A 25,773-nucleotide genomic window follows, 5' to 3' on the forward strand; every position below is an offset into this window, starting at 1 on the left:
ATTGTGATAACTTGTGAACATAGAGCAAATAAGAGAATATTGCCTAAAGAAAAAAGGTGTAGCAGAAGATTTTCCCTTTGATGAAGAAACACTAGTATTTAAAGTTTGTGGAAAAATATTTTTACTTGCTTCCCTGGAAAGCGTACCACTGCAAATAAATCTTAAATGCGATCCGGAAAAAGCTATCGATTTGAGGGAAGAATATGATTCTGTTCAACCTGGTTATCATATGAATAAAAAACATTGGAATACCGTAATAATAGACGGGAACATTTCCGAACAAAAAATTAAAGAATGGATTGATGATTCATATTACCTCGTTTCAGCAGGATTGAAAAAATCAGATTTGAAAAAGCTTAAAAAATAAAATTTTTGACAGGGAATTAAATGTTTTTTAATGCATTTAATAATTATATTTCCTCAAGTTTTTTAACAAATATTTGAAACTAATTAACTATCCAATAATAAATCAAATGGAGGTTCGTATGAAAAATCTATTATTAACACTCGGATTATTCTTAATGATATCTGCTGTTGCATTCAGCCAGACACAGGTTCTCAGTGGAACATGGGGTGGTAACAAAGACACAAAATATTATACACTGCATGAAAATACCGGCGAAAGAAAATTCACAGTTGAAGTTAATTTCTTAAAACCTTTTGAAAACAAGCCTGATGTCGTTTGTGGTATCACAATGATTGATGTCGATAAAGGCACTGCTATAAAATACGCTGTTAAACCTATTTCCGTATCGAGAGATGGATTCACAGTTGAAATGAAAACCTGGGGCGATACGAAGATATTAAGTGTTGGTGGTTTTTGGGTAGCTCATGCTGACAACTCAATGGGTTCCGGCGAATAAGGTATCGTTATTAATTAAGTATTTTAGCCGTTATTCTGAAATATGAATAACGGCTTTTTAATTTTAAATCTATTCAAAATTAGCCATCGTGTAGAAAAATGTTTCTTTATTTATTCGGCATTAATGAATAATTTGTTATCCACAATTATTAAAAATGTTTTGCCGAACCGGCAGATACTTTATTACAAGAATGGGAAAAAATTATGTTGAAGAGGTTTAGTTTCCTTTTATCAAGTGTAGTAATTCTAATAAGCTGCAATACGAATCCACCTACTTCTGTGGAAATATTGCCAACAGGGAATATAGTACTGAATTTGAGCATAGATAATTCTACGAACATTACTGCAGTAAACAAGGTTGTTCTGATTGAGGATTTCGCGAATGTGAGCTGCGTTCCCTGTGTTACATCCAATAAAATAATTGAAAGCCTGACTGAAATAACATACGGCAGAAGCAAACTGGTTGCAGTAAAATTTCCAACATACTTTCCAGCACCAAATGATTTATTCTATCTGGCAGCCAAAGAAATTTGTGATACAAGAATAGTCTATTACAATATTTTCTCTGCTCCTACTACGATAATAGATGGAACTTTAAGACCAATTTCCACAGATTCAAATAGTGTCAAATCCGCAATTGACACAAGACTCGCAGTCACTCCGAGATTCGGTATTAATGTTGACGCAGCTCTTGAAGGTGACTATACTGTTAATGTAGCTATCAAATTTGTTGATACCTCTTCAATAAATTTGAGCGATTTGGTAATTCATACAATCCTGACAGAGACTGACATTGAATTCGAGCAAGCGCCAGGATCAAATGGCGAAACAAAATTCTATGACGTAACCCGATTGATGCTGCCAAGCAAAGATGGTATTCCTATCCGCCAATTCATTGATCAGGGAGAACTTTCTTATTCCTTTGAGGATGCATTGCTTTCCTCCTGGAATCTGGAGAAACTGAACTTTGTAATCTTCATTCAGAACAAAAGTACAAAGGAAGTTTACCAAACAGGATCTACTTTCGATTAGAAGATTTTTAGACTTAAATTCCCCGAATATCGCATCTATTCACAATTATTAATAATTTTTGTTGATTAAAAGAAAGTCATTTTGTAGTTTTTACCCCCAGCGGGGTAAAATTATTAATTCTTAACCCCCGTATCAGGTAAATGAATAAAAATCAGGCCTATGGATACATCAAAATATCTTCGATCATTTGTCGAAATCGGACTTACCGAACGAGAGGCAAAAGTATACATGACACTTTTGAGCGGCAAAATGTTTACAGTTTTAGAACTTCAAGAAGCAGTCAATATTCCACGAACAAAAATCTATGAAGTACTGAACAAGCTCGTCAGCAGAAACATCTGCATTGAAAAAAAGCTTGGAAGGAATAAGCTCTATGAAGCAGTAGAACCAAAGATAGCCCTTGAACGTGTTCTTGAATCATATAAAAAAGACCTTGAAAGAAAAGAAGAATTAATAAACCAGGTTTCTCAGGTATTCACGCCGGTTTTTCAAAGCAGCAAATCAATTATTAATCCACTTGAGTTTATTGATGTGATGAAGGAAAAGGGACAGATACATAAACAATATACATCATGTGTGAAAAGCACAAAAAGGGAAATGCTGACTTTTAATAAGGGACCATATGCGTGTGATACTTCAGACAGGCTTGAAGAGCAGGAAGATGAAGAATTTAAACTGTTGAAACGCGGAGGCTCCTGTAAAGATATTTATGAATTACAGGAACTTAAAGAAGTTGATTGGCTGCTAAGTTCAGTGAAAAAATCTTTGAGGCTTGGGCAGCAGGCAAGAGTAGTTAAAAAGCTGCCGATAAAGATGCTTGTTTTCGATCAGGAAAAGGTAATGTTTGCTCTTGAACAACCCGTACCGACTGCGAATGAACTGACTATGATTTATATTGAACACAAACAACTTGCTGAAGCCTGCAGTATGTTGTTCTATTATTTATGGGATCAGGGTATTGATATCAGTGAAATAGGAAAGGATTCCACAAGTAAAATTGAATCGTTTTCATTCGTTTCAAATTAAAATATTTTTAAAAATCTGAAAGCTCGTTACATCCCCAAGTTTATTTGGGTTAATTATTTAATAACTACAAATCATTAAACAAATGGAGCTCTTATGAAAAAATGTATACTTTTTCTTTTTCTTCTGCCCTCTATGGTAATGGCGCAGAACTACTTCAATGTAGATTTTAGTGGAACATTTCCTCCAACAGGCTGGACAATTGACGCTCATTCTGCTAACTGGAGTGCAAACAACAGTAACAATGCTGGTGGTACCGCACCTGAAGCTCGGTTGAACTGGTCACCGCAGTTTACTGGTGATTCAAGATTAATTAGTCCCGCAATTAACACTACTGGTAAAACGGTAGTCACTGTAGAATTCAAATATAACCTCGACCATTATGGTGGACCATACACAATCGGAGTTGCAACCAGATCCGGAGGTGGTTCCTGGAATACAGTGTGGTCCAAAGTAAATCCAACAGGCTCGGTACCTGCAACTACCGAAGTAGTAACAATTAATAATGCAAATGTTGGTGCTTCGGATTTTCAAATATGCTGGTTCTTTTCTGGTGATTCATACAACCTTAATTACTGGTACATCGACGACTTAAAATTGTTCGTACCACTTGCACACGATGTTATGGTAAAAGATATTCTTGTTGATCCCACATATCCGCCGGCAACTAATTTTACGCCGCAGGCAATATTGAAAAACTTCGGATTGAATTCTGAAACTTTTGATGCAACCTGCACAATTAAACTCGGCGGAAGCCAGGTTTATTCACAAAACTGTTCACCGGTAACTTTAGTTGCGGGTGCTGAGCAGACTGTATCATTTCCGTCCTATGTATTGAATGCAGCAAATGATCTTTATGAAATTACAGTGAAGACAAATCTTGCCGGTGACATGGATCCATCGAATGACTTGAGAACCGAATATTTCAATACGTATACGACCGATAGAGAGATGGTAATACTTGAAATCGGAACGGGAACATGGTGTGTTTATTGTCCGGGCGCTCAGATGGGCGGAGAAGATCTTGTCAACAATGGTCATTCAGTTGCGGTGATTGAAAATCATAATGGAGATCCGTTCACAAATTCTTATTCGGATGCAAGGAATGCTTATTATGGAATAAATGGATACCCCACAGCCGTCTTTGATGGAGTAGATTATTTTGTGGGCGGCAGCAATACACAGAGTATGTATCAGAATTATCTCCCAATATATGAAAACAGAAAAGCACTAATGTCAGCATTTTCAGTAGATATTTTTGGAACAAATTCAGGGTTGGATTATAATATTCTTGTGAAGCTTAATAGATTAGCTAACATACCTCCAACATGGAATAATCTTGTTGTTCATTTGGTATTAACAGAAACCGATATTCCATTCAGCTGGCAGGGACAGACACAGGTTGATTACTGTCAGAGATTAATGATTCCGAATGAAAACGGAACTGCTGTTGATTTAATTAATAATTCATATATAGAAGTTCCATTGTCATTCAGCAAAAATTCAGCATGGGTAACTGAAAAGTGTCAGCTCTCTGCATTCATTCAGAATTTGAGCACGAAAGAAATATTGCAGGGAGATAAAGTCTGGTTAACGGAATTACAACCAGTACCGGTCGAGCTGACTTCATTCACTGCTCAAGCCTCTTCTGAAGGTGTGACTCTTAAATGGACCACAGCAACTGAATTGAATAACCACGGATTTGAAATAGAAAAATCTCCAAATGGAACGGAGTTCTATACAATCGCTTTTGTCCCTGGTGCCGGAACTACCACCGAAGCAACAGAATATTCATATATTGATGATGTTGATTACAAAGGTGGAGAAACCTTTTTCTACAGATTAAAACAAGTTGATCTTGATGCAAGAGTTAATTACAGCAGTATTGTTGAAGTTGTGTTTGATGTTCCGAAAGATTTTGTTTTGCATCAAAACTATCCAAACCCGTTTAATCCTTCTACAACAATTAAGTATGCAGTTCCAAGGACAAGCCTCGTAACCATTAAAGTTTACGACTTAACCGGGCAGGAAGTTTCTTCTTTAGTTAACGAAATGAAAGAAGCCGGAACTTACGAAATCAAATTCGATCTGCATAGTCTTGCATCAGGTGTTTATGTATACAGGATGACAGCTGATAATTTCAGCTCGGCAAGAAAATTGAACATTCTGAAATAAATTGATTTAATTAGTTTGATGAGGCACATTTAGTTTGTGCCTCATTTCATAAATAATTTCAGCTCTTTTGGCTAATTATCCAATATTTAACCTAATAGGCGTTGAATTCTGACAAGTTTCATTTTTACTAGTGGAAATCTCGCTTCAGGAGTTTATTTTTATAAAATGATTGCCGGAGATTTTTTATCCGTAAAAAAGATGAACTTATTAAAATAGGTTGAATAATAAAGAGATATTAATTATTAACCATTAAACAATTAACTAATCATTCAATCATAAAGAGGTAGTAATGAACATAAAACTACGTAACCTGGCGATAATCGTGAGCATAGCATTTGCTGCAATCGTACTCTCACAAGATTCATTCGCTCAAACCCAGAGAAATCCTGTACTTGAAGAAGTTACCGGAACCTGGTGTCAATATTGTCCTTGTGGACATGATGTTATGGCTCAAATCAAAGCCAATATTCCAAATGCTATAATGATCGGCTACCACGGCCCAGCAAACATTTCCTCAGATCCATTTTCTTTTTTTTTCGGTAACTCAATAATCTCGACATTTGGATTCACTTCTTACCCTACGGCAGTGATAGATAGAGTTTCTGGAATTCAAAGCAGAGGTGTATGGTCCGGGTTGATGAATAATAGGAACTCAGTTCCCGCAACTGTTGCAATTGATGTAGACCGCAGTTATAATAAATTGACAAGAGAGTTTAGTGCAACAATTGATTTTACTGCATTAGCAAATTTAACAGGCCAATATAATTTCAACGTTATTCTTTTAGAAGATGGATTAGTGTGGAATCAGGTTGGGAATGTTTCTGCGGGTTGTATAGGCGGGCCAAATTATATTCATAAGCATGTTGTTAGAGATATGATGAATGGAGCACTTGGACAGGAAATAATTAATGGTAGTTGGAGCGTAAACGAGGTAATTACTAAAACGGTTAATCGTACCATTCCTCATCCAGGTGGCTCGGGCCCCGATATTACTCCGGATAGCTGTAGAATAGTCGTGCTAGTTTATAAAGTTGGTTCCCCACTTTCAAGTAATGCGGAAATTCAGCAAGCAATAGAAATGGATTTGACATCACCTGATTATGTCATCACACTTACTTCTTCGAGTGAGGACATGATCATTGAAAATAACGGAATAGCCGAGTTTACAGCAGTTGTTAGAAACGAAGGATTATTAAATGATACTTATTATGTTGATGTTACTATGTCAGCACCTGCTGGATGGACTGCTGATTTCACAACTCTGAATGGAACATTTCCAATTGGTGTAAGAGATTCAGTTGATGTATTATCAGGAGATACTTTGGTTGTTGATATGTCAGTTTCACCAAATATTTTAAATGGCTTTGGTGACATCACTGTTCAATTTACATCAAAAAATGATCCCAATATTACCGGGAGTTCAAATTTCAGGGTTGTTACAACAACTGGAGTTCCAGGACTTGTAATTGATGCTAGCGGCGAAGGATATGGAGATCTAGTAACTAACGGACTTGAGCAAGAATTTGAATATCCATTTGGTATTGTCTCTCGCGAGGCACTAACTACTTCCGTAGATTTAACAAATTTTACTCTCATCTGTTGGTCATCTGGAAACGCCTATCCAGTCTTGACTGAAGATAATGTGGATGCACTGATATCTTTTCTTGGCAATGGTGGACGATTACTAATTAATGGTCAAAACATTGGAGAAGATATCTTTGATGCTTCTGGTCAAAGTCAGTTCGCACAAAGTTTTTATAACAATTACTTGCATTCAAATTATTTATCTCAATGGGCTCAATCTTTTTCCTTTAATGGTCTTCCAGGCGACCCCATCAGCGATCAATTGAGTTTTCAATTGAATAGTGTTTACGAGAAAGATCCGGATGAATTCATACCATTTGATGCAAATGCGGCTTCGCTATTTAAAGTAGGTGTTAGTTCACGATACAATTCAATAAGAGCTGATGATGGAGTTAATAGAGTAGTATATCTGGGATTTGGACTGGAACAGATTAATGATCAGGCAACTAAAGATAGTATTGTTGCTCGGTCGGTACGTTGGTTGATGAATGGTATCGTTCTTGATAATTCAGATAAAGGAGCGATTATCACATCATATTCTTTGGATCAGAATTATCCGAATCCATTCAATCCTGCAACGACAATTTCGTACTCAATTCCTGAAGAATCACAAGTAAGTCTGAAAATTTATGATGTGATGGGAAGCGAAGTGGCTGAACTGGTTAACGGTAGACAATTAGCAGGAATGTATAATGTCAATTTCGATGCATCGTCTCTTGCTTCAGGAACATATTTCTACAAACTGACGGCAGGAAATTTTGTTTCAGTTAAGAAAATGGTATTAATCAAATAACCATTTATTTGTTTGAAGGTACACTTTACAGGTGTACCTTCTCTTTTATTTAATTTGAAAAGTATATACAAAAGTAAGGTCTTATATGAAAAATGTTTATATAATTTTAGTAATCTTTGGTTTTTTCCTTGCACCGATTGCTAATGCACAGGAAATCCAGATTATAACTCACGGGATGACCAAGTACGAACCTGTAGGCACGCTGGAAATCGTAATTGACTTTGAAGTGGTTAACATTTCTCAATTTGAACAGACAATATTTGAAGTAAGAACAATAGATAATATGCCTGCTGGTTGGTCCTCATCTTTATGTTTTGGTGATTTATGTTTTGCCCCATTTGTTGATAGTGTTGCAACGACACCGGATTTCCAAACACCACCGGTTGCTCCTGGTGATACACTTAAAACATCCATTCATATTTTTACAGATCAGATTAGTGTCGCCACTGCTCATGTTCAAATTGAAGTCGGGACTTTCAGAAATCCAGATGACAGATTTGTTCTGGATTTTACCGGTACTACGGATCCAACTGTCAGTGTAACCGGAGATAAAATTGTAAATGCATACGAATTATATCAGAATTACCCAAATCCATTCAATCCTTCAACAAGAATTAATTACAAAGTTGGAGAACCCGGTTTGGTTCAATTAAAAGTTTACAATGTCTTAGGAGTAGAGGTAGCTTCGCTTGTTAATGAATTCAGGAATGCCGGTGATTATTTCGCTGATTTTGAAGCACGTGACATTTCCAGTGGAATCTATTTTTACACGCTGTCCATTAATAACTTTACCCAAACCAGAAAAATGATCCTGGAGAAATAAATGAAAATACTAACGATTCTGTTCCTGCTGATAATTTTCTCAATCCCTGTTTTTTCGCAGGGTGGTTCAGAAGGAATCCGCAAAGGACCAAACTTCAAAACAGAATATCTTGATGGAGAATCATTTGAGCTTAATTCTGAACTTGGTGACGGACCTATACTATTAAGTTTCTGGGCAACATGGTGCAAGCCATGTCTTGACGAGCTGAGTGAATACAAAAAACTTTATAAGGAATTTAAAGATAAAGGTTTTAAGATGTACGCAATCGCGACTGATGATGAAAGAACAGTTTCTAAAGTGAAGCCATTGGTCAAATCGAAAGGTTATGATTTTCCTGTACTATTAGACACCAACATGGATATTTCAAGATTGTATTATGCACAATCAGTTCCGTATTCAGTAATTCTTGATAAAAAGGGGATGATAATTTATTCACACCTTGGTTATATGAAAGGTGATGAAATAAAAGTTAGAGAAATTATTTCCTCTGAAGTTAGTAAATAAAATCGAGCCCCGGCTACATACCGGGGTTTTTATCCAATTTGAAAAATGATTTTTTGGGATCAACGCTTGACATCATTTCAATTTTCTTTCAATTCAATTCATCCGGTAAACAGCAAATGAAAAATTTCTTCTCTCTACATCACTATCTGTATTCAATCTATTTTGTTCTAATCTTCTTCTCACCGAATCTTTTTTCACAGGGCGAGACCGGTGGACTTACCTGGCCGCAGGGATTAGGTTTCGCAAACCGTCTTGAATATTCCTACAATGTTGAAGATGAAAAAGAAATATTAGAAAACTGGCTTAACCTCGACTACTCACTTGGAATGTTCTCAACAGGATTGAGGCTTGAAGTCTTTCAACCGAATGATCCGGATCCGTCTATCAGCAGGGGAAAAGAAAAATATGCGGGCGTGGATTTTCTATATTTCAAAGCCGACATCGGTGAACGTGAAGAAGGATTGGAAATTACAGGAGGAAATTTTTATTCTTTATTCGGCAGAGGCATGGTGCTTAAAAGCTATGAAGATCGGGCCATAAGAATTGATAATAATTTATTGGGTTTGAAAGTAGCCGGAAGATATGAAGGTTTTGTCTTAACCGGACTTTCAGGTACTGCAGCGAATGCAAGTAACGAGAGAAATGATATTCTGCACGCTGTTGATCTGGAATACCGAGGATGGAAACCACTGAAAGCCGGGGTAACGGTTGCATCAAATCTTCCGCCTTCAGAAGATATTGCAAATACTACAATGGCTTCACTAAGAGTACTTCCAAGTTTTTGGGATATCGATATCTATGGAGAGTATTCAGTAAAGTTCAATGAAGATATCAAACAAAATATTTTTAACGGCTCGGAAACGATAGTTGGCCAGGGCTTTTACGGGAATCTGAATTTTTATCTCGGCAAACTTTCTCTTCTTGGTGAATACAAATATTATGACAACATAGCTTTCACATCAGAAGATGGGACTATATTTTACAACACGCCGCCTTCTGTAAGACTTGAGTATACATACATTTTACCAAACAGACATCCATCTCCATTAAATCAGGCAAATGAGCAGGGTTTTCAGACAGTCGCAGGATATACTTTAAGCGATGAAACGTATCTGACTGCAGCATACACTCAAACAAAATCACTTCCTTCGGGTTCATATTATCAAAGAGCAAATCAGATAAATATACCTGTAGCAACACAGCTTGAAGAATTTTTTATTACAGGGCAGCAGGATTGGAATGAAGGGTTAACCACAATCGCCGCATTCGCCTACAATGAGGAGCTTGCGACCAACACAAAAAATATAACACCAATACTTGAAAACAGGTTTTATTTTGGGGAAGTGAATACTATAAAAGTAATAATTGAACATCAGCACGTGACTGATAGAACAACTTCCGAAGAATATTACACCGATGTTTTAAATATTGAATATCTAAGATCACCTAATTTCAGTATAGCTCTTGTTTCGGAATTGCAAACAAAGGAGCCTGAACCGGGCAGAACTGTGAGAAAATTCTGGGGCTTTGCACAGATTGGTTACAAAATTGGAGGTCACAGTGATATTAGTTTGCTGGTTGGAACAAGACAGGCGGGGAATATTTGTATTGGTGGGGTCTGCAGATATGAGCCAGCATTCCAGGGTGTCGAACTGAAATTATTGACAAGATTATAAAAAATTTGATGCTTAAAGCATCTCAAAACAATTAACATAGCATAATTATTGTAAGTGTAGATATTTTAAAAATAGTTTGATTTTATTAATTTTTTTTATAAGGTTACTGACGAAAATTTAAATTCTTTAAACAAACGGAGGTTTATTGACCGATTTTTACACTTTCCTTAACACAAATGTGTCATTCTATTTATCAATTCACGGGTTGTAATGAATTTCTCAGGGTTTAGTCCACCCAAAGGAATTCTAATCATTATTAATTTCTTGCTTTTCATCAAGTAAGAATAGTTTAATGAAGGACTTAATTAAATGAAATTTATAATTCAATCAACATTATCCACTAATTTAGGAGAGAGAAATGATTAAACGAATCACCATATGTTGCTGCTGTTTTTATCGTTACCATCTCTGCTGCTGGCCCAAGGAAGGATCAGCGGAAAGGTGACTGACCTTGAAACAGGTGAACCTCTCATAGGTGCGAACGTACTTGTGGTTGGAACATCTTCAGGCGCAGCCACGGATGTTAACGGTGAATACTTAATTATTAACCTTCCGGCAGGAACTGTTGAAGTTAAGTGCTCCTACATCGGTTATCAGACTATCACGATTTCCGATGTCCGGGTGACAACAGGATTAACCAACGAGGTTAATTTTCAATTACCTGCTGAAGGGGTTTCAGTTGCAGATGTTGTAGTAATTGCTGAAAAGCCGCTGATTCAAAAGGATAACACTAATAAAATCAGAACTACAACAAGTGAGGATATAGATATTTTACCTGTTAGAGGCGTTGACAATATAGTATCTCTAACAGCTGGGGTTGTTCAGGAATCGGAAGCACTGTTTATCAGGGGCGGACGTCAGGATGAAGTTGGCTTCTACCTCGAAGGTGCCAACATTAAAAATCCTGAACTAGGTGGCCGCGCTGTAACAATTCCACAGGATGCTCTTGAAGAAATTCAGGTTCAAGCTGGTGGTTATACAGCGGAGTTCGGAGGAGCCAATGCAGGTATTATTCGCCAGCAATTAAAAAGCGGCTCAAATTTGTTCAATGCTAGTTTCGAGTACATAACAGATAACATTACTTTCAAAAGCAAAGACGATATTTTTGATGGAGAGCAAAGGCTTGGAACAACCTGGTATGGCTACAACGAGATGAGTGGTATAATCAGTGGTCCAATTGTAGACCCTCGTTATCGTTTCTTCTTAAACTTAAACTACATTTATAACAGGGATTTAAATCCTCAACCATATCCGGGTATTAATCTTGGAAATGTTGTTGACCCAGTATCTAAAGATTCAGTTATGCTTAATTATGCTGCCGGACCAGTTAATAACAATTCCAGGGACGTTATGTCCTATGCAGGAACATTGACATTTGACTTTAGTCCTGTTTCTCTAAGAATAGCTGGTACTTTTTCAGACTTAAGGCAAGACCTGGTCAATAACGCAGAGTCAAGAAATACAACACCGATTTTAAGTTTTCTAAATCCAAGAGTCGGTCAAAGAGACATTAATAACGGAAGTTTCAGTGCAAAATTAACACACGTTGTTTCACCGCAGGTATTTTATGAATTGCTTGGCGGCTATTACTTGGAAGATCAGGAAGATTATGACAAATATCTTAACGAAGATTACTGGAGTTATGGAGATAGCGTAGCTAATGCAAATGCTGGTTGGGTTTGGGAAAGATCGGTTAAAGATATTACCGGTGGAAAAGTTGGAAGATATCAAACACCAACTATTCGAAACGTCCTCGGTTTTGGATTTAACGGTTACGGTGAAGTACCTGTTAACTATCAGAAAAGAAACAGAACAGGCTTTAACTTTAGCGGTGCCTTAACTTACTTCGCCGGTAAGCACCACACATTCAAATTAGGCGGTGAATTCCAGCAATATAATTTAAAAAGATGGACTGTTGCTGGTCAGGATGATCTGGCAAGTTTGTTAGCCTCAAGACTTGAAGCAGATCCAAGCCTAGATGTCAATCAGGTTAAGAGAGATTTGCTTATTACAGCCGGGATAAATAACTATGGCTATGATGTATTTGGTAATGAAATAGACGATGATTATGATGATCCTTTAACTGATTTTCAGGATGGTGAATACTTTGGAGCTCATCAGCCAGTATTTATCGGAGCTTATATTCAGGATAGGATAGATTTTAATGACATTATTATTAATGCTGGTTTGAGGTTTGACTACTTTGATGTAGACAATTATCAGTTAGTAGATCCGGCATTTCCAGATGCAGGAATGGATCCGACAAGCGGTGAGTTTATAGCTGAAGGTTGGGAAAAAACTCCAACTACACAGTATTTAAGTCCGCGTCTTGGCATTTCGTTCCCGGTAACTGATAACACTGTATTCCATGCACAGTACGGTCAGTTTGTACAGCAGTCAAGACTATTGGATATCTACCAGGGTTATTATAGAACCAGTTTTGAAATTAAAGGTGGTTTCTTTATTCCACAACCTGTTGGTAAAGGAATTAACCCCTCAAGAACAACACAATATGAAATCGGGTTCACCCAAATGATCGCCGATTTTATGTCTGTGGACATTACAATGTATTACAAAGATGTTAAGGATCAGGTCGTATTTATTTCTCAGGATACAGATCCTAATTCATCTTTTCAGTCCTATAGCACCCTTGCAAATGGTGACTTTGCAACAACAAAAGGAATAGAGCTTACATTCAACATGCGTAGATTCGAAAGAATCGCGGCTAATGCATCATTTTCATTTCAGGATGCTCGCGGAACCGGTTCATTCCCGAATTCTAACCGAGGTATTGTAGGAGCACCGCTTGAAAACAGGGCTTTCGTTCCGGCATATGTATCGCCTCTAGTTTACAATAATGCATTAAGAGGCAACTTCAATATAGATTATAGATTTGGTCCCGATGATGGTCCGGCAGTTCTTCATGATTTCGGTGTATCAGTGCTTGCTCTGTTTACAACCGGACATCCATACACAAAGGGAACAGGAGGAGCCGATCTCGAAGGTGATGCTCGAAACAGAACCCCGGTTGAACCATTAAACTCTTCCAGTACTCCTTCTACTTTCCAGGTAGATCTGAGCGTTGATAAAACATTTACAATTTATGACAGGCTTGCTGCAAACATTTATATAAGAGTTACGAATTTATTTGATGCAGCTAATGTTGAGAACGTATTCTTAAGAACCGGCTCAGCTACTGATGATGGATTTATATCTGATCCGCAACTTAGACAGCAGTTGTTAGAAACTTACGGACCTCAATATGAATCAGTTTACCGTGCCATCAACATTGATTATGCAGAACAATGGAGAAATGCAGGTGGTGCAGGTGGCGATGGTGGCGGTATCTATCAGGGATTAAATGCTTATATGTATGGTCCACCGCGGCAGATTGTTCTTGGCTTAAAATTAACATACTAACTTAATATGTTTTATTTATTAAGAAGGAGTTTAGAAATATGAATCTCAAATCAATCAAATACCTGAGTATATTTTTGTTGCTCTTTGCTTTTGCATTCATGGATGCCAGAGCAGAAGGGGGCGACAAAAAGAATAATACTCTGAACAAAATCACAGGATCTCCTGTGTATAAAAAATTCAACATTAACAGAATATCCACCTGGTTTAAAAATGATGGTGAATCTGACATTAACCCGAATGGTAATTCCGGATTTGAATATCCTCGAAGAAGTGGTAAAACTGCTATTTTCCAGGCAGGTTTAGTATGGGGCGGTAAAGTGGGAGGCCAAACCCGTGTTGGTGGTTCTTCATACCGTCAGGGTACAGTTCCTGGTAAAATTCTTAATAGCGGAGTTCCTGCCAGTCAATTAATCGGCGAAGATCCGAATCTCGACAATGTAAGAGCTTTCAGAGTCAGACCCGACTATCTAACTGGAAGCGTACAAGCTGAAATTGACGATGATGAAGGTAGCGAATCCGAAATCCGGGAAGCTTATGAAAGGGATTGGATGGACTGGCCCGCTGCAGACGGAGCCCCTTTTACTGATGTGGATGGTGACGGTGCTTACAATCCTGCTGTTGATATCCCAGGTGTTCCAGGTGCAGATCAAACCATCTGGTTTGTGTGCAATGATACAGATCCAAATCAGACACAATTTATGTATGGTTCTTTACCTATGGGTATTGAAGAGCAGGTTACAGTGTGGGGATATAACTCTGCAGGACCGCTCGGAAGTATGTTATTCAGAAAATTCAAACTTATCAATAAAAGCAGCGATCCAATCACTGATATGTATGTTACCATGTGGAATGACCCAGACCTCGGCGATGCGACAGATGACTTCGCTGGATGCGACACAGTACTTAGTATGACATTTGTTTACAATGCTAATCCTACTGATGCGATTTATGGAAGCAATCCTGCAGCTGCTGGTTTTGACTTTTTCCAGGGACCAATCGTTGACGGTGAGCCGACAGATACTGCAATATTTGATGGAAAATATGTCATTGGAAAGAAAAATCTGCCAATGACAGCACATTATTTCTATATAAATCCTGATGCAATTTATAGAGACCCGACTCAGGGCCAATATCAGGGAACTCAGGAATGGTATAACTTTATGCAGGGAAGAGTTGGAACAACAGGCGATATATTCCCTGATCCCTTCACTGGTGGAACCTCAGTGTTTGCACTGTACGGTGATCCAGTGGCTGGTACCGGCTGGCTTGATGGACAGCAGCATCCGGCAGGAGACAGAAGAGCAGGAATGGCTTCCGGTCCATTCACAATGGCGCCCGGTGACACGCAGGAAGTTGTTGTTGCAGAAATTGCTGCTCAGGGTTCTAACAATATAAATTCTGTTTCATTACTGAAATCATATGATAAAATTGCCCAGGATGCATATGATAAATTCTTCGTTCTTCCATCTCCGCCGAGGACTCCAAATGTTAGTGCAACCGGTCTCGATCAACAAGTTGTATTAAACTGGGGTTTTGATCTAGCAAGAGTGGCTGAGACAGAATCACTTAACAAAGAAAATTTCACTTTCCAGGGTTATAATATATACCAACTTCCGGATCCAACGGCGACAAAAGACGAAGCGGTTCGAATAGCTACTTTTGATCTTGTCGATGGAATCAAAGCAGTTAAGGACAGAACTGTTGATCCTGTTTCAGGCGAAGAAGAAATAGTCGTTGTACAATTTGGCGGTGATTATGGTGTTAAAAGATCGATCACCATTGATAAAAATTATCTGACTAATACACCATTAAACAATGGCTCCAGATACTATTTTGCAGTAACTTCCTATGCTGTATTTAACCAATCAGGCGAGCCTGATCCTGTACAGGTTCCGAACAACCTGGAAAATCCTTTCATCGTAATTACGGTAGTTCCTCAATCCGAAAATCCTGGTGTTACATATGGTGAAGACCCAGGCTCTGAAATAGCAGTTGATCATACAACTGGATTAGCTGATGGTGCCCCTGTTGTTACAGTAGTTGATCCGAGCTCAACTACCGGACATGAATATGAAATGTTCTTTACAGACCGCCAGGAAATAAGAAACGAAACTGGCGAATGGGTTCCGGCTAGCGCAGTCAGTAGGAATTACAATCCAAATGATCCGGATACACTTACAGGTTCTTCAATTGATATTGCTGCTGTTTATGGACCAAAAGCCGGGCAACTTCAGCTCAATTGTTTGTTGGATCTGGTATCGCCAGACGGTAACTGGTCTGATGGTATTTCATTAACTTTCCCCGCAGGAGTAACAGTTTTGGAAGTACCTGGTTTCGATGCTGGCAATGGTCACATTTCTCCTGAAATTATTCAGTATTTGGATAGCACGGTTGTTATTTTGGGAGACGTAAGTCATCCATACACGGAAGATGGACCGTTTATTGGTGGTGAAGAATGGATTATACTCGTTGATGCAGATGTACCAATAACAGTTGATTGGGTTATTTATGATGATGGTTATAGTGGTGGACCTGTCGATGCATCAGGTAGCACGACTGTTACAGATGTTGGTAACTTATCCCGTACAGCATTGTATTGGAACGTAAAAGATCTGGATGCAGGCAGTATTGTTAAACTTGAAAATCAGCCAGTTGTTAGCGGTGTTTCGTTGTTTCCAAAGAGAGATGATGTCTCGTCTGGCTTTGGTACTAACTCCGGTCAGGTTATGGATGGACTAGAGGTGATTTTGAATGGAAGTTATGATGCACCAATAGTTCCGTTCGATTACGAAATTACACCCATCAATCCGGCGAATCCTTCAAGAATTGGAACCGGAAGTGCGGCAAGCGCTACGACAACGGTATTTGCAAACTACACTCTTTACGGATTGCCCACAAGCTGGGCTATTGATGGTTTTGGATTTGGTACTGATGTAGTTGATGATTTGCAGCAGGATTATGAGTTAAGGTACACAGGTATATTAGATACTTCTGTGATAGTTAACGGTCCATATACAGATACCTTGATAACCGTCAGTAGCGGAGGTCAGATGGCGACTATATTCTCAACTGTTGCAGGAGGTGGAGGATTAGCTAGACATCCTTTGAATCCTAATCCAGGCTCAACCACCCCGTTCCTGATTAGAATTCCTTTTGAGGTATGGAACAAAGACACGGGTAAGCAGGTTAATATTATGTTCAGGGATCGCGAACAAGCACTACCCACTGATACAACCTCAGACAAATTCTGGTCCTGGTATCCAAACAACAGAAACTATATGGTAATTGTTAATAATGATTACGATCCTAATACGCCTATTATCGGCGGTCATCCATACCGGGATGATGCAACCTGGATTGTCGTAATATATTCAACTCGATTAGCTGTAGGCGATGTTGTAACAATCACATATGCAAATCCATTCCAGATTGGAGTTGACACCTATAGATTTAAGTCAACTGCATCTGCATATTCAAGTGATCTTGCAGCAGACGATGTAAATAAAATCAATGTTTTCCCGAATCCTTATTACGGTGTTAACCCTCAAGAAATAAATAAATATGAGAGATTTGTAACCATAAATCACTTACCTGATTATGCGAAAATCAGAATATTTAACCTTGCAGGGCAGCTGGTTAGGACAATAGAAAAAACAACTCCTGGTCAATTCCAGAGATGGGATCTTTTAACAGATTCCGGACTTCCTGTAGCAAGTGGTCTTTATATAATTTATGTGGATATGCCTGATCTGGGCAGAACCAAAATTTTAAAGGCCGCCATAATTCAGGAACAGCAGATTCTGGATAGATTCTAAACTAAAAAGTAAGGAGATAAAAAATGAAAAAAATAATATTAAGTGTAGGTTTCATAATCCTAGTATTTCTTCTTGCTGCAAGTGAAATATTTGCCGGCGGCGGCAGAAGAAATGGATCCGGTGGTGCTTCTGAATTATTAATTCCGGTTGGTGCTCGTGGTATCGCCTTGGGCGGTTCAACTTTGGCCAACTCTTATGGATTAGAAGCTCTGTTCTGGAATCCAGCTAACATAGCCAGGCTTGGTGATTATTCAACAAATGTCCTGATTTCTCATATGGAACATATTGCTGATATCGGTGTGGAATATGGTGCAATATCCACTGATATTGAATCATTCGGTTCACTCGCATTCAGTATTAAATCTTTGTCAATTGGTGATATTCCTGTTACTACCGTAAGTAACCCGGATGGGACAGGTGCGCTGTTTTCACCAACATTTCTGACTATGGGATTAACATATGCAAGGATGCTCAGTGATAGAATAGCAGTTGGTTTAACTGCTAACCTCATATCAGAAGAAATAGACAGAGTAAGTGCTACCGGCGTTGCGTTCAATGTTGGTGTATCTTATTCTGATTTCGCCGATATATCAGGTTTAAGCATTGCATTTGTTATGAAAAATATTGGTCCGGAAATGAAATTTGATGGGCCAGGTTTATACGTAGAAGCACAGACCCCTGATTTCACTCGTTCTGGAGAATTGTATAAAATAGATGCAGCACCATTTGAACTTCCATCAATATTGGAACTTGGTGTAAGTTACCAGTATAATATTGATGAGCAAAATATGCTTCAGGTTGGTGGTGTATTTGCAAACAACAATTTCTACGGTGATGAATTAAAAGGTGGTCTTGAGTACGGCTATAATAATCTATTCTTTGTTCGCTTGGGTTACTTTGCTGCTACAAATATGGGTACTGAATTCAGTACTAGCAGCGATTATAATTCATATGGATTAAATGCCGGATTTGGACTTAACTACGATATCGGTGGTATTGAACTTAAGCTGGATTATGCATATCGCGCTGTGCAGTATGATGGCTTAGGCGATAACCATGCTTTCTCACTCGGTTTTGGACTTTAGTAACAGATATCTGATTGAGATAGACTTCTAATTAATCCGTGCAGTTAAATATAACTGCACGGATCTTTTATTTTGACCGAACACCATTTTCATTAAAAATAAACAGACCCCCTTTTAATGTTCCGATCCATTTGTTATCCCGATTATCAACTTCTATCCAGAAAGTATAATCATCAGTAAGTCCGGAGTTTGATTTATTATATATAGTCCAATTCTCTCCATCAAAATTTGCAATACCTGATCCATTAGTGGCCACCCAAAGATTATTTGAAGTATCCACAGCAACTGAATAAACGGTGTTTGATGGAAGATCAGAATTTTCGAAACTGAAATGCTTCCAGGATTTACCATCATATTTTGCAACCCCATCAAATTTATAGCCGACCCAGAGGTTGTTTTCTTTATCTTCTGTTATAGAATAAACAGCCCATCCACCCAGTGGAGAATTGGATTCATCGAACAAAGTCCAGGTTGAATCATTGAATCTGAGAAGTCCTGCAGCAGAGCCAACCCATTTTACATTTTTACTATCAATGAAAATTTCCGGGACTTTCACATTAGGTATAATAGTATTATGCCGATTATAATTAATCCACTCACTTCCATCGAATTTAAGAGCACCACTTCCCCAGGTTCCTATCCACTTGTTATCAAACTTATCTATTGCTATAGAATAAATTGTATTATGAAGAATTCCGGAATTCGAAGTATCATAAACTACCCAGGTTGAGTCATTGTAAACTGCAATTCCACCTCCCTGAGTTGCTATCCATTTCGAATTGTTCTTATCTATTACCACTTCATAAATGATATCATTTGGCAGTTCTGAGTTTCGTTTATTATAAATAGTCCAATTCGAACCATCGAACCTTACTAACCCTCCGCCCCATGTGCCAATCCATATTATACTATCGTTTTCAAAAGTAATCGAATGGATTGAGTTTGTGGGAAGTGGTGAATTTGAGGTGTTTAAAATAAGCCATTGCTCAAATTGGGCATAGGAATTTGTAAAACAGAGAATCGGTATTAGCGTGATAATTTTTAAAAGCATTATTAAATCTGAATTTAATATTAATAAAACTCAGAAATATATATGGAATAGTCAATGAAAAATAAAATATTTTATAATTAAAATATTTAACTTCTTAACGATTTAAAGCTTGCGGAGATTAAATAAATATTTGCAACAATTCTTCCTGCTATTAAAGAGAGCATTGCAGCAACAGCACCTACCGCATCAAATTTATGAATCAAAGATAACATTACAATTATGATGGTTATGAACTCCAATACAGTTGCCATAGTTATTGGCTTTGTATTCTTCGAAGCAACCAATAATCCACGCTGGATGCTGATAAGAACAGTTAATGCCGGAAAGAAAAACATGATCATTAATGGCAATCTTGCGAAATCAGCAAGTGAATCGCTTAAACCTGACACTGTAATAAACCAAAAATCTGCCAGAGGAGTAAATGCAACCAATGCTAATCCGCCAACAAGAAATGAAGCAAGGATAAACGCAAATCGGAGTAATGGCTTCAGCCCTTCATTCCTTTCGCCAAGTAATGCAATAATTACTTCCTGATAAGACAAACCAAGCGACCTGAAAATAAAAATGAACGATGTTACCACCGGCAATACAGCAAGCGATTCAATTGCCATCCGGCTTTGACCAACTAAAAAAGTAACCAGCGGCTGAACACCAAGTCCTATAATTGACGTGAGAGCAAGAGGGTAATAAAAATTTAGTATTTGTTTGTAAGTGAGATTCTGCACCGAAGAGAGTTCTTCCGAATTGATTTTTTTCAACGTGCTGCTGACCATTAGTCTTACAGCAATTGCTTCCATAATAACTGCAAACGAAAGAGAAGCCGCACCAATTATGACACCTTCTACGAGACCGGAAAGGTATAAAACCGAACCACAAACCAACATAGCAATTAATCTAACAATAGTTCCATAGGCAACTCTTCTTGTAAGATTGTTGTAGATCAGAATTCCCTGATAAAAACGACGGTAACCAATTGCCCCCGGCCATGGAAGTAAAATAATTGTGGCAATATGCGTTAACCGTGAAATTTCTCCCGGTAAACCTATCAGGGTTTCGGTAATGAAGTAGAAGACAAAGGGTATAATCGCAACAAGCATTATCAACGTAATTAAAACATTTACCGCATAAGTAAAGTTTTTTAGCTTATGGAATGATTGCTTGTTTTTTACTAATGCAATGGCAGCACTCATCATCATTATTATTGGTGCTTCAATTACTAATGCAAATGAGAATGCGATGCCATAAGCGGCGAGATTAAATTTTGGCTCAGATGAGCGAGCTATCAGAGATGCAAGAAAGGGACCTTCGACTGACATCATAATCCAGGTCGCTGCAAGTGGCACCCAGAAATAAAAAATTTTTTTATATGTTAGATTGATGGACGAGTCTGTCACTACAATTGTGAATTTTATTAAAAACAAAATTAAATATAATTGGACAAACAAATTCTGATTTACAGATTGAGTTAAACTAAAACACTGATTATGTTTGCAGAAACAAGTGGAGTACATCATGAAAAAATCATTCTATTTTTTTATAGTATTATTTGGCGTTTTATTGCTCAGCTGCTCTGAGAATAAAGTTGAAGTAAACGAGCATCAGGTTGCAGGAATGAGAAAAACAGCAATGGAGTTTATGAAGGATTTAAAAGGCATTCTCATAAGCCAGATTCAAACAAATGGAATTTTGCAGGCCGTTTCAGTTTGTTCAGATACAGCACAGGTTCTTACAAATAATTTTGGAGTTCAGAAGGGAGTTTATATTAAAAGGGTGTCATTAAAAAACAGAAATGTAAATAACGCCCCGGATGATTTTGAAAAAATGATCCTTAACAAGTTTACAATGATGCAGCAGAATAATGAGTTGAGCGGAGAAACTGAATATGCGGAGATTGTTGAAGAAGGTGAATTTAAATACTTGCGTTACGTTAAACCGATTTTAGTCCAGGCAGAATGTCTTAATTGCCACGGTTCGGAAAACGAAATTATGCCGGAAGTAAAACAGCTAATAAGTCAGGCATATCCTGATGATAAAGCAATTGGATATAAAATTGGTGACCTTCGTGGCGTTGTATCTTTGAAGAAAGCAGTTCAATAAAAAAGCGACCACAATGGATCGCCTTTTCGAAAAATGATTTGAAGCACAGAATAAAAATCTGTGATAAGAAAACTATTACTTTAAAAGCACCATCTTCTTTGTACTGACAAAATTTCCTGCTTGCAAAGTGTAGAAGTAAACTCCGCTCGGCAGGTTTGATGCATCAAACGCAACTTTATATTTTCCTGATGTTTTCTGTTCATTGATCAAAACAGCAACTTCTTTTCCTAATAAATCAAAAACTTTCAGAGTCGTTTGTCCTGCTTCCGGAATCTGAAATTCGATATCAGTTGTTGGATTAAATGGGTTCGGATAATTCTGTTCCAGAGAATATTCACTAACCACATCTGTTAGTTGTTCACTTGATGTTGGTACAAGTTCATAAGCAGTTATCATTATATCATCAATGTACCAGCCATCCTCTGTAACATAGCCATCTGATTTAAGTACAAACCTAAGCTTGATCTGCTGATCAAGATAGCTGCTTAAATCTATTGATTCTTTCACCCAGTTTAGCTGAATACCGTCGTAAAGCGGTTCGCCATTCGGCTGGAATGATCCTGTGCCGGGATTAGTAAACATTCCTTCAAGCGGTGTCCAGGTGCTTCCATTGTTTGTTGATATGAGAACCTGTCCGTAATCCCAATCAGTTTCAATATCCCATTGTGTCTGGAATTCCAGTGTTGCACCTATAAAACCGTTAAGGCTGATATTGTTCGTTAAAGTTAAAATTGCATTGGCATTATTTGTATAGTTACCACCGGGTGAATCTGTAAATGAAAACGGTGCAGAGGTAAACTTTAGATTTGTAGTTGCCCATCCCCCCGAGGCAGTCCAGTTATTTAAATTAAATGTGCTGTCTGAAAATGCAATATTCAAAGGTGCAACATAGAACTGGAAGAATTGAGACGGTGGTGTGCTTCCCGGAGGTGAAAAACCGCTTCCGCCTAACGGTAGAGTTACCGATAAGGTTGAGTTTTCATCCTGAGCTGCCAGATAGTATTGAACTATTGTTCCGAGTGTTTGACCCGGGATCGTAAAATTATAAATTCCGCTTGCATCTAATGGTGTTCCAATGACAGAAGAAAAATCTGACCAGCCTGATCCATTATTTTTTCTGTAATACAATCGCGGTGCATTGTTTCCGGTTCCAATATCAAGTCCTGAAATTATATTTGCAGTAGTCTGAATATCATTTGTATTCTCTCTTGAAGCAATCGGCGTATGATCAATTCTGAGGTCAAGATTAAGTGCAAGAGTAGCGAGTGTAGCAATAGTCAATCTGCTTAGCTTATGAAAATATGGCAAGTTGAAATATAAAAGTTTATCATTCGTAGTATGATAGTAATTGTTGAAATCGCCGTAGTATTGTTCTATTAAAAGAATCGCACTATATCCGTTATTCCAGAAAGAAGCATGATCGCTTGCAGTGAGTCCCGGGTTAATTATACTCAGATTTACTCCGAGGTTGTATGCAACGTTTACCTCAACCATTTTATCTTTGAGGTCCATTGAATTAGCAGTAGGTCTTACGTGTAGTTCAGCAACACTGTCGTTATTTGAATCCCATGCGATCATATCCATATTCAATACTCCAAGAATTGAGTCACCGGCATTGGCAGCCTGTTGAGCATAGTAAGCGCTACCGACTAATCCTTGTTCTTCTTCATCCCAGAGAGCATAGATGATTGTGAAAGGAAAAGAATAATTAGAAAATATTCTCGCAGCTTCAATAACAGCAGCAGTTCCGCTTCCATTGTCATCAGCGCCCGGAGCTAGCGTACCGCTTGGCATGTCATCATAGTGTGCACAAATCATATATTTTTGATTTGGGAATTCTGTCCCCAATTGAACACCATAAACATTTCTTCCCGTGCCGCTGAACCATTGATCAGTTGTGGTTAAGTCATAGCTGTTCAATTTTTGTTTTATATAGTCCGCAGCTTTGTCATTACTTGCATTATTCTTATGTCTTGATACGATTGTATATGGAGAGCCATTTATTATTGTTGGTACCTCCCCGGATAATTCCTTGACAAAGTAAACAAGTGAATCCAAATTCGTTTCATTAATTATTGTCTGGATGATCGGCGATTGTGAGTGTAAAAAGGGCTGTGTCGAAATTATCAACAGCATGGTAAGAATAATTTTCTTCATAACAGAACCGTATGTTTTGTGTTAATTAGTTAAATTAAAATGCAAAGGACTTGAGTAAAAATACAACAAGTCCTTAAATGAATTAAATCTCTGAATATTATTTAACCAGTATCATCTTCATTGTTTTGGAAAATTCACCTGCAGTCATTGCGTAGAAATAAGTTCCGCTAGGCAGTGAAGAAGCATCAAACAGCAGCTCGTAGCTTCCCGTTGCCTTTGTCTCATTAACCAGTTCTGCCACCTCTCTTCCAAGGAAATCATATACTTTTATGTTCACAAAACTTTCCTTCGGTACAAAGTAATTTATCCTCGTTGAAGGATTGAAAGGATTGGGGAAGTTCTGAGAAAGAACGAATTCGGCAGGAACATCATAAGTTACACTTACTACATCACTATAGCTGAAAGAACCATCGAGATCAACCTGCTTGAGACGATAGAATATCTGGTTAACACCAGTAAGCTGTGGATTATCTGTGAATGAATAGTAATTTATTTCAGTTGAATTACCATTACCATCAACAAAAGCTATGGTTGAGAAATTATCCTGATCATTGACAGAGCGTTGAATTTCAAAGCCAAGATTATTGAGTTCAGAAGCAGTAGACCAGAGCAGTTGAACTTGTGAGCCAATAACTGAAGCATTGAAAGCAAGCAGTTCAACTGGGACGATATCGGTTAAGTCAGCAAGAGTGGCAACAGTTCCGATAGCAACTTTACTCATTTTAAGGAAGTAAGGCATATTGAAATACATAATCTTGTCATTGACTGTATGATAATATGCATTAAAATCTCCTCCATAGTACTCCTCAATTAGCAAGAGACCACCATAATTTCTATTCCAGAATGAAGCCTGATCACTTGCAGTAGTTCCGGGATTTATTGTGGTAGTGGTTAGACCGATAGAATAAAGGGTGTTCGTCTCAATAATCTTATCTTTTAGTGTAAGAGAATTTGCTATTGGTCTTACATGTATTTCCAGTACATTATCATTGTCAGAATCATAAGCAATCATATCCATATTGATCACACCCATAATCGAATCACCGGCATTATAAGCCTGCAGAGCATAGTAAGCACTGCCGACTAATCCTTGTTCTTCTTCATCCCACAGCGCATAAATAATTGTGTACTTTGAATTATACTGAGTGAATATTCTAGCAGCTTCAATAACAGCAGCAGTTCCGCTTGCATTATCATCAGCACCCGGGGCAGTTGTTCCTGAAGGCATATCATCGTAGTGGGCACAGATAATGTATTTTTTATTAGGATATTGAGTGCCTAACTGAACAGCATAAACGTTTCTTCCCGTACTGCTGAAAACCTGATCGTAAGCCGGTAGCCCGTAGCTCTGAAGCTTCTGTTTAATATAATCAGCAGCTTTGTCATTGCTTGCGTTGTTCTTATGTCTTGAAACGATTGTGTATGGTGTCCCGCCGATAATTGTCTGAACATCACCGGATAACTCTCTGACAAAATATGTCAACGAATCGATGTTGGTCTTGTTGATGATTGTTTGAATGGTCGGCGATTGAGATTGCAAAAATGATTGTGAAACAGTCAGCAGGAGTAAAATAAGTATAGCTTTCTTCATAAATAACTCTTTTAGTTTATGTTTTATATAAAATGCAAAGGACTTGAGTAAAAATACAACAAGTCCTTAAATGAATTAAATCTCT

At 37.9% G+C, this 25,773-nt stretch carries 17 protein-coding genes; 13 read left to right on the forward strand and 4 right to left on the reverse strand.

Translation table 11 applies throughout. The features are described from left to right. Positions 1 to 13: 13 nt before the first annotated feature. The 12 genes from IPM14_02550 to IPM14_02605 all read left to right on the forward strand — a co-directional run bounded on the left by IPM14_02550 (position 14) and on the right by IPM14_02605 (position 18,792). Complete coding sequence (locus IPM14_02550) at positions 14 to 367, forward strand: MmcQ/YjbR family DNA-binding protein (protein ID MBK9097001.1); 354 nt, start codon at positions 14 to 16, stop codon at positions 365 to 367. A gap of 118 nt (positions 368 to 485) precedes the next feature. After that, positions 486 to 863, forward strand: coding sequence for an H-type lectin domain-containing protein (locus IPM14_02555; protein ID MBK9097002.1), 378 nt, complete (start codon positions 486 to 488; stop codon positions 861 to 863). Positions 864 to 1,066: 203 nt separating this feature from the next. Then, positions 1,067 to 1,894, forward strand: coding sequence for an Omp28-related outer membrane protein (locus tag IPM14_02560; GenBank protein ID MBK9097003.1), 828 nt, complete (start codon positions 1,067 to 1,069; stop codon positions 1,892 to 1,894). A gap of 159 nt (positions 1,895 to 2,053) precedes the next feature. Continuing rightward, positions 2,054 to 2,920, forward strand: a complete 867-nt coding sequence (locus IPM14_02565) for a hypothetical protein (protein MBK9097004.1) — start codon at positions 2,054 to 2,056, stop codon at positions 2,918 to 2,920. 93 nt (positions 2,921 to 3,013) lie between these two features. Then, on the forward strand, positions 3,014 to 5,092 hold the full coding sequence (locus IPM14_02570) for a T9SS type A sorting domain-containing protein (GenBank protein ID MBK9097005.1): 2,079 nt from the start codon (positions 3,014 to 3,016) through the stop codon (positions 5,090 to 5,092). Between the two features lie 289 nt (positions 5,093 to 5,381). Continuing rightward, a complete protein-coding gene (locus tag IPM14_02575) occupies positions 5,382 to 7,469 on the forward strand; it encodes an Omp28-related outer membrane protein (GenBank protein ID MBK9097006.1) in 2,088 nt (695 codons plus the stop codon). A gap of 85 nt (positions 7,470 to 7,554) precedes the next feature. After that, positions 7,555 to 8,292, forward strand: coding sequence for a T9SS type A sorting domain-containing protein (locus IPM14_02580; GenBank protein ID MBK9097007.1), 738 nt, complete (start codon positions 7,555 to 7,557; stop codon positions 8,290 to 8,292). Then, positions 8,293 to 8,796: a TlpA family protein disulfide reductase gene (locus tag IPM14_02585; protein ID MBK9097008.1), complete on the forward strand. Its 504-nt coding sequence runs from the start codon at positions 8,293 to 8,295 to the stop codon at positions 8,794 to 8,796. A 116-nt stretch (positions 8,797 to 8,912) separates the two neighbouring features. Beyond that, positions 8,913 to 10,472: a hypothetical protein gene (locus IPM14_02590; GenBank protein ID MBK9097009.1), complete on the forward strand. Its 1,560-nt coding sequence runs from the start codon at positions 8,913 to 8,915 to the stop codon at positions 10,470 to 10,472. A gap of 378 nt (positions 10,473 to 10,850) precedes the next feature. After that, positions 10,851 to 13,892, forward strand: a complete 3,042-nt coding sequence (locus tag IPM14_02595) for a TonB-dependent receptor (GenBank protein MBK9097010.1) — start codon at positions 10,851 to 10,853, stop codon at positions 13,890 to 13,892. Between the two features lie 38 nt (positions 13,893 to 13,930). After that, on the forward strand, positions 13,931 to 17,707 hold the full coding sequence (locus IPM14_02600; protein ID MBK9097011.1) for a T9SS type A sorting domain-containing protein: 3,777 nt from the start codon (positions 13,931 to 13,933) through the stop codon (positions 17,705 to 17,707). Between the two features lie 23 nt (positions 17,708 to 17,730). Next, positions 17,731 to 18,792, forward strand: a complete 1,062-nt coding sequence (locus IPM14_02605) for a PorV/PorQ family protein (GenBank protein MBK9097012.1) — start codon at positions 17,731 to 17,733, stop codon at positions 18,790 to 18,792. Positions 18,793 to 18,859: 67 nt separating this feature from the next. On the opposite strand, the gene IPM14_02610 is transcribed toward IPM14_02605, so the two are convergent. Then, entirely contained in the window at positions 18,860 to 19,843 is a 984-nt protein-coding gene (locus IPM14_02610; GenBank protein MBK9097013.1) for a hypothetical protein, read from the reverse strand. 86 nt (positions 19,844 to 19,929) lie between these two features. Then, on the reverse strand, positions 19,930 to 21,354 hold the full coding sequence (locus IPM14_02615) for a hypothetical protein (GenBank protein MBK9097014.1): 1,425 nt from the start codon (positions 21,352 to 21,354) through the stop codon (positions 19,930 to 19,932). A gap of 1 nt (position 21,355) precedes the next feature. Between IPM14_02615 and IPM14_02620 the strand changes: the two genes are divergently transcribed. Continuing rightward, positions 21,356 to 21,940 (forward strand): DUF3365 domain-containing protein, encoded by a 585-nt coding sequence (locus tag IPM14_02620; protein MBK9097015.1) that lies wholly within the window; start codon positions 21,356 to 21,358, stop codon positions 21,938 to 21,940. Between the two features lie 75 nt (positions 21,941 to 22,015). On the opposite strand, the gene IPM14_02625 is transcribed toward IPM14_02620, so the two are convergent. Continuing rightward, a complete protein-coding gene (locus IPM14_02625; GenBank protein ID MBK9097016.1) occupies positions 22,016 to 24,097 on the reverse strand; it encodes a M28 family peptidase in 2,082 nt (693 codons plus the stop codon). A gap of 97 nt (positions 24,098 to 24,194) precedes the next feature. Continuing rightward, positions 24,195 to 25,688: a M28 family peptidase gene (locus IPM14_02630; GenBank protein MBK9097017.1), complete on the reverse strand. Its 1,494-nt coding sequence runs from the start codon at positions 25,686 to 25,688 to the stop codon at positions 24,195 to 24,197. Positions 25,689 to 25,773: the final 85 nt, after the last annotated feature.

This window comes from bacterium, assembly GCA_016716565.1.
Taxonomy (GTDB): domain Bacteria; phylum Bacteroidota; class Ignavibacteria; order Ignavibacteriales; family Ignavibacteriaceae; genus IGN2.

Excerpts from the sequence above, each read along its gene's own strand:
- IPM14_02555 (MBK9097002.1), top strand. The coding sequence starts at position 486 with ATGAAAAATCTATTATTAACACTCGGATTATTCTTAATGATATCTGCT.
- IPM14_02560 (MBK9097003.1), top strand. The coding sequence starts at position 1,067 with ATGTTGAAGAGGTTTAGTTTCCTTTTATCAAGTGTAGTAATTCTAATA.
- IPM14_02565 (MBK9097004.1), top strand. The coding sequence starts at position 2,054 with ATGGATACATCAAAATATCTTCGATCATTTGTCGAAATCGGACTTACC.
- IPM14_02570 (MBK9097005.1), top strand. The coding sequence starts at position 3,014 with ATGAAAAAATGTATACTTTTTCTTTTTCTTCTGCCCTCTATGGTAATG.
- IPM14_02575 (MBK9097006.1), top strand. The coding sequence starts at position 5,382 with ATGAACATAAAACTACGTAACCTGGCGATAATCGTGAGCATAGCATTT.
- IPM14_02580 (MBK9097007.1), top strand. The coding sequence starts at position 7,555 with ATGAAAAATGTTTATATAATTTTAGTAATCTTTGGTTTTTTCCTTGCA.
- IPM14_02585 (MBK9097008.1), top strand. The coding sequence starts at position 8,293 with ATGAAAATACTAACGATTCTGTTCCTGCTGATAATTTTCTCAATCCCT.
- IPM14_02590 (MBK9097009.1), top strand. The coding sequence starts at position 8,913 with ATGAAAAATTTCTTCTCTCTACATCACTATCTGTATTCAATCTATTTT.
- IPM14_02595 (MBK9097010.1), top strand. The coding sequence starts at position 10,851 with ATGTTGCTGCTGTTTTTATCGTTACCATCTCTGCTGCTGGCCCAAGGA.
- IPM14_02600 (MBK9097011.1), top strand. The coding sequence starts at position 13,931 with ATGAATCTCAAATCAATCAAATACCTGAGTATATTTTTGTTGCTCTTT.
- IPM14_02605 (MBK9097012.1), top strand. The coding sequence starts at position 17,731 with ATGAAAAAAATAATATTAAGTGTAGGTTTCATAATCCTAGTATTTCTT.
- IPM14_02610 (MBK9097013.1), bottom strand. The coding sequence starts at position 19,843 with ATGCTTTTAAAAATTATCACGCTAATACCGATTCTCTGTTTTACAAAT.
- IPM14_02615 (MBK9097014.1), bottom strand. The coding sequence starts at position 21,354 with ATGTACTCCACTTGTTTCTGCAAACATAATCAGTGTTTTAGTTTAACT.
- IPM14_02620 (MBK9097015.1), top strand. The coding sequence starts at position 21,356 with ATGAAAAAATCATTCTATTTTTTTATAGTATTATTTGGCGTTTTATTG.
- IPM14_02625 (MBK9097016.1), bottom strand. The coding sequence starts at position 24,097 with ATGAAGAAAATTATTCTTACCATGCTGTTGATAATTTCGACACAGCCC.
- IPM14_02630 (MBK9097017.1), bottom strand. The coding sequence starts at position 25,688 with ATGAAGAAAGCTATACTTATTTTACTCCTGCTGACTGTTTCACAATCA.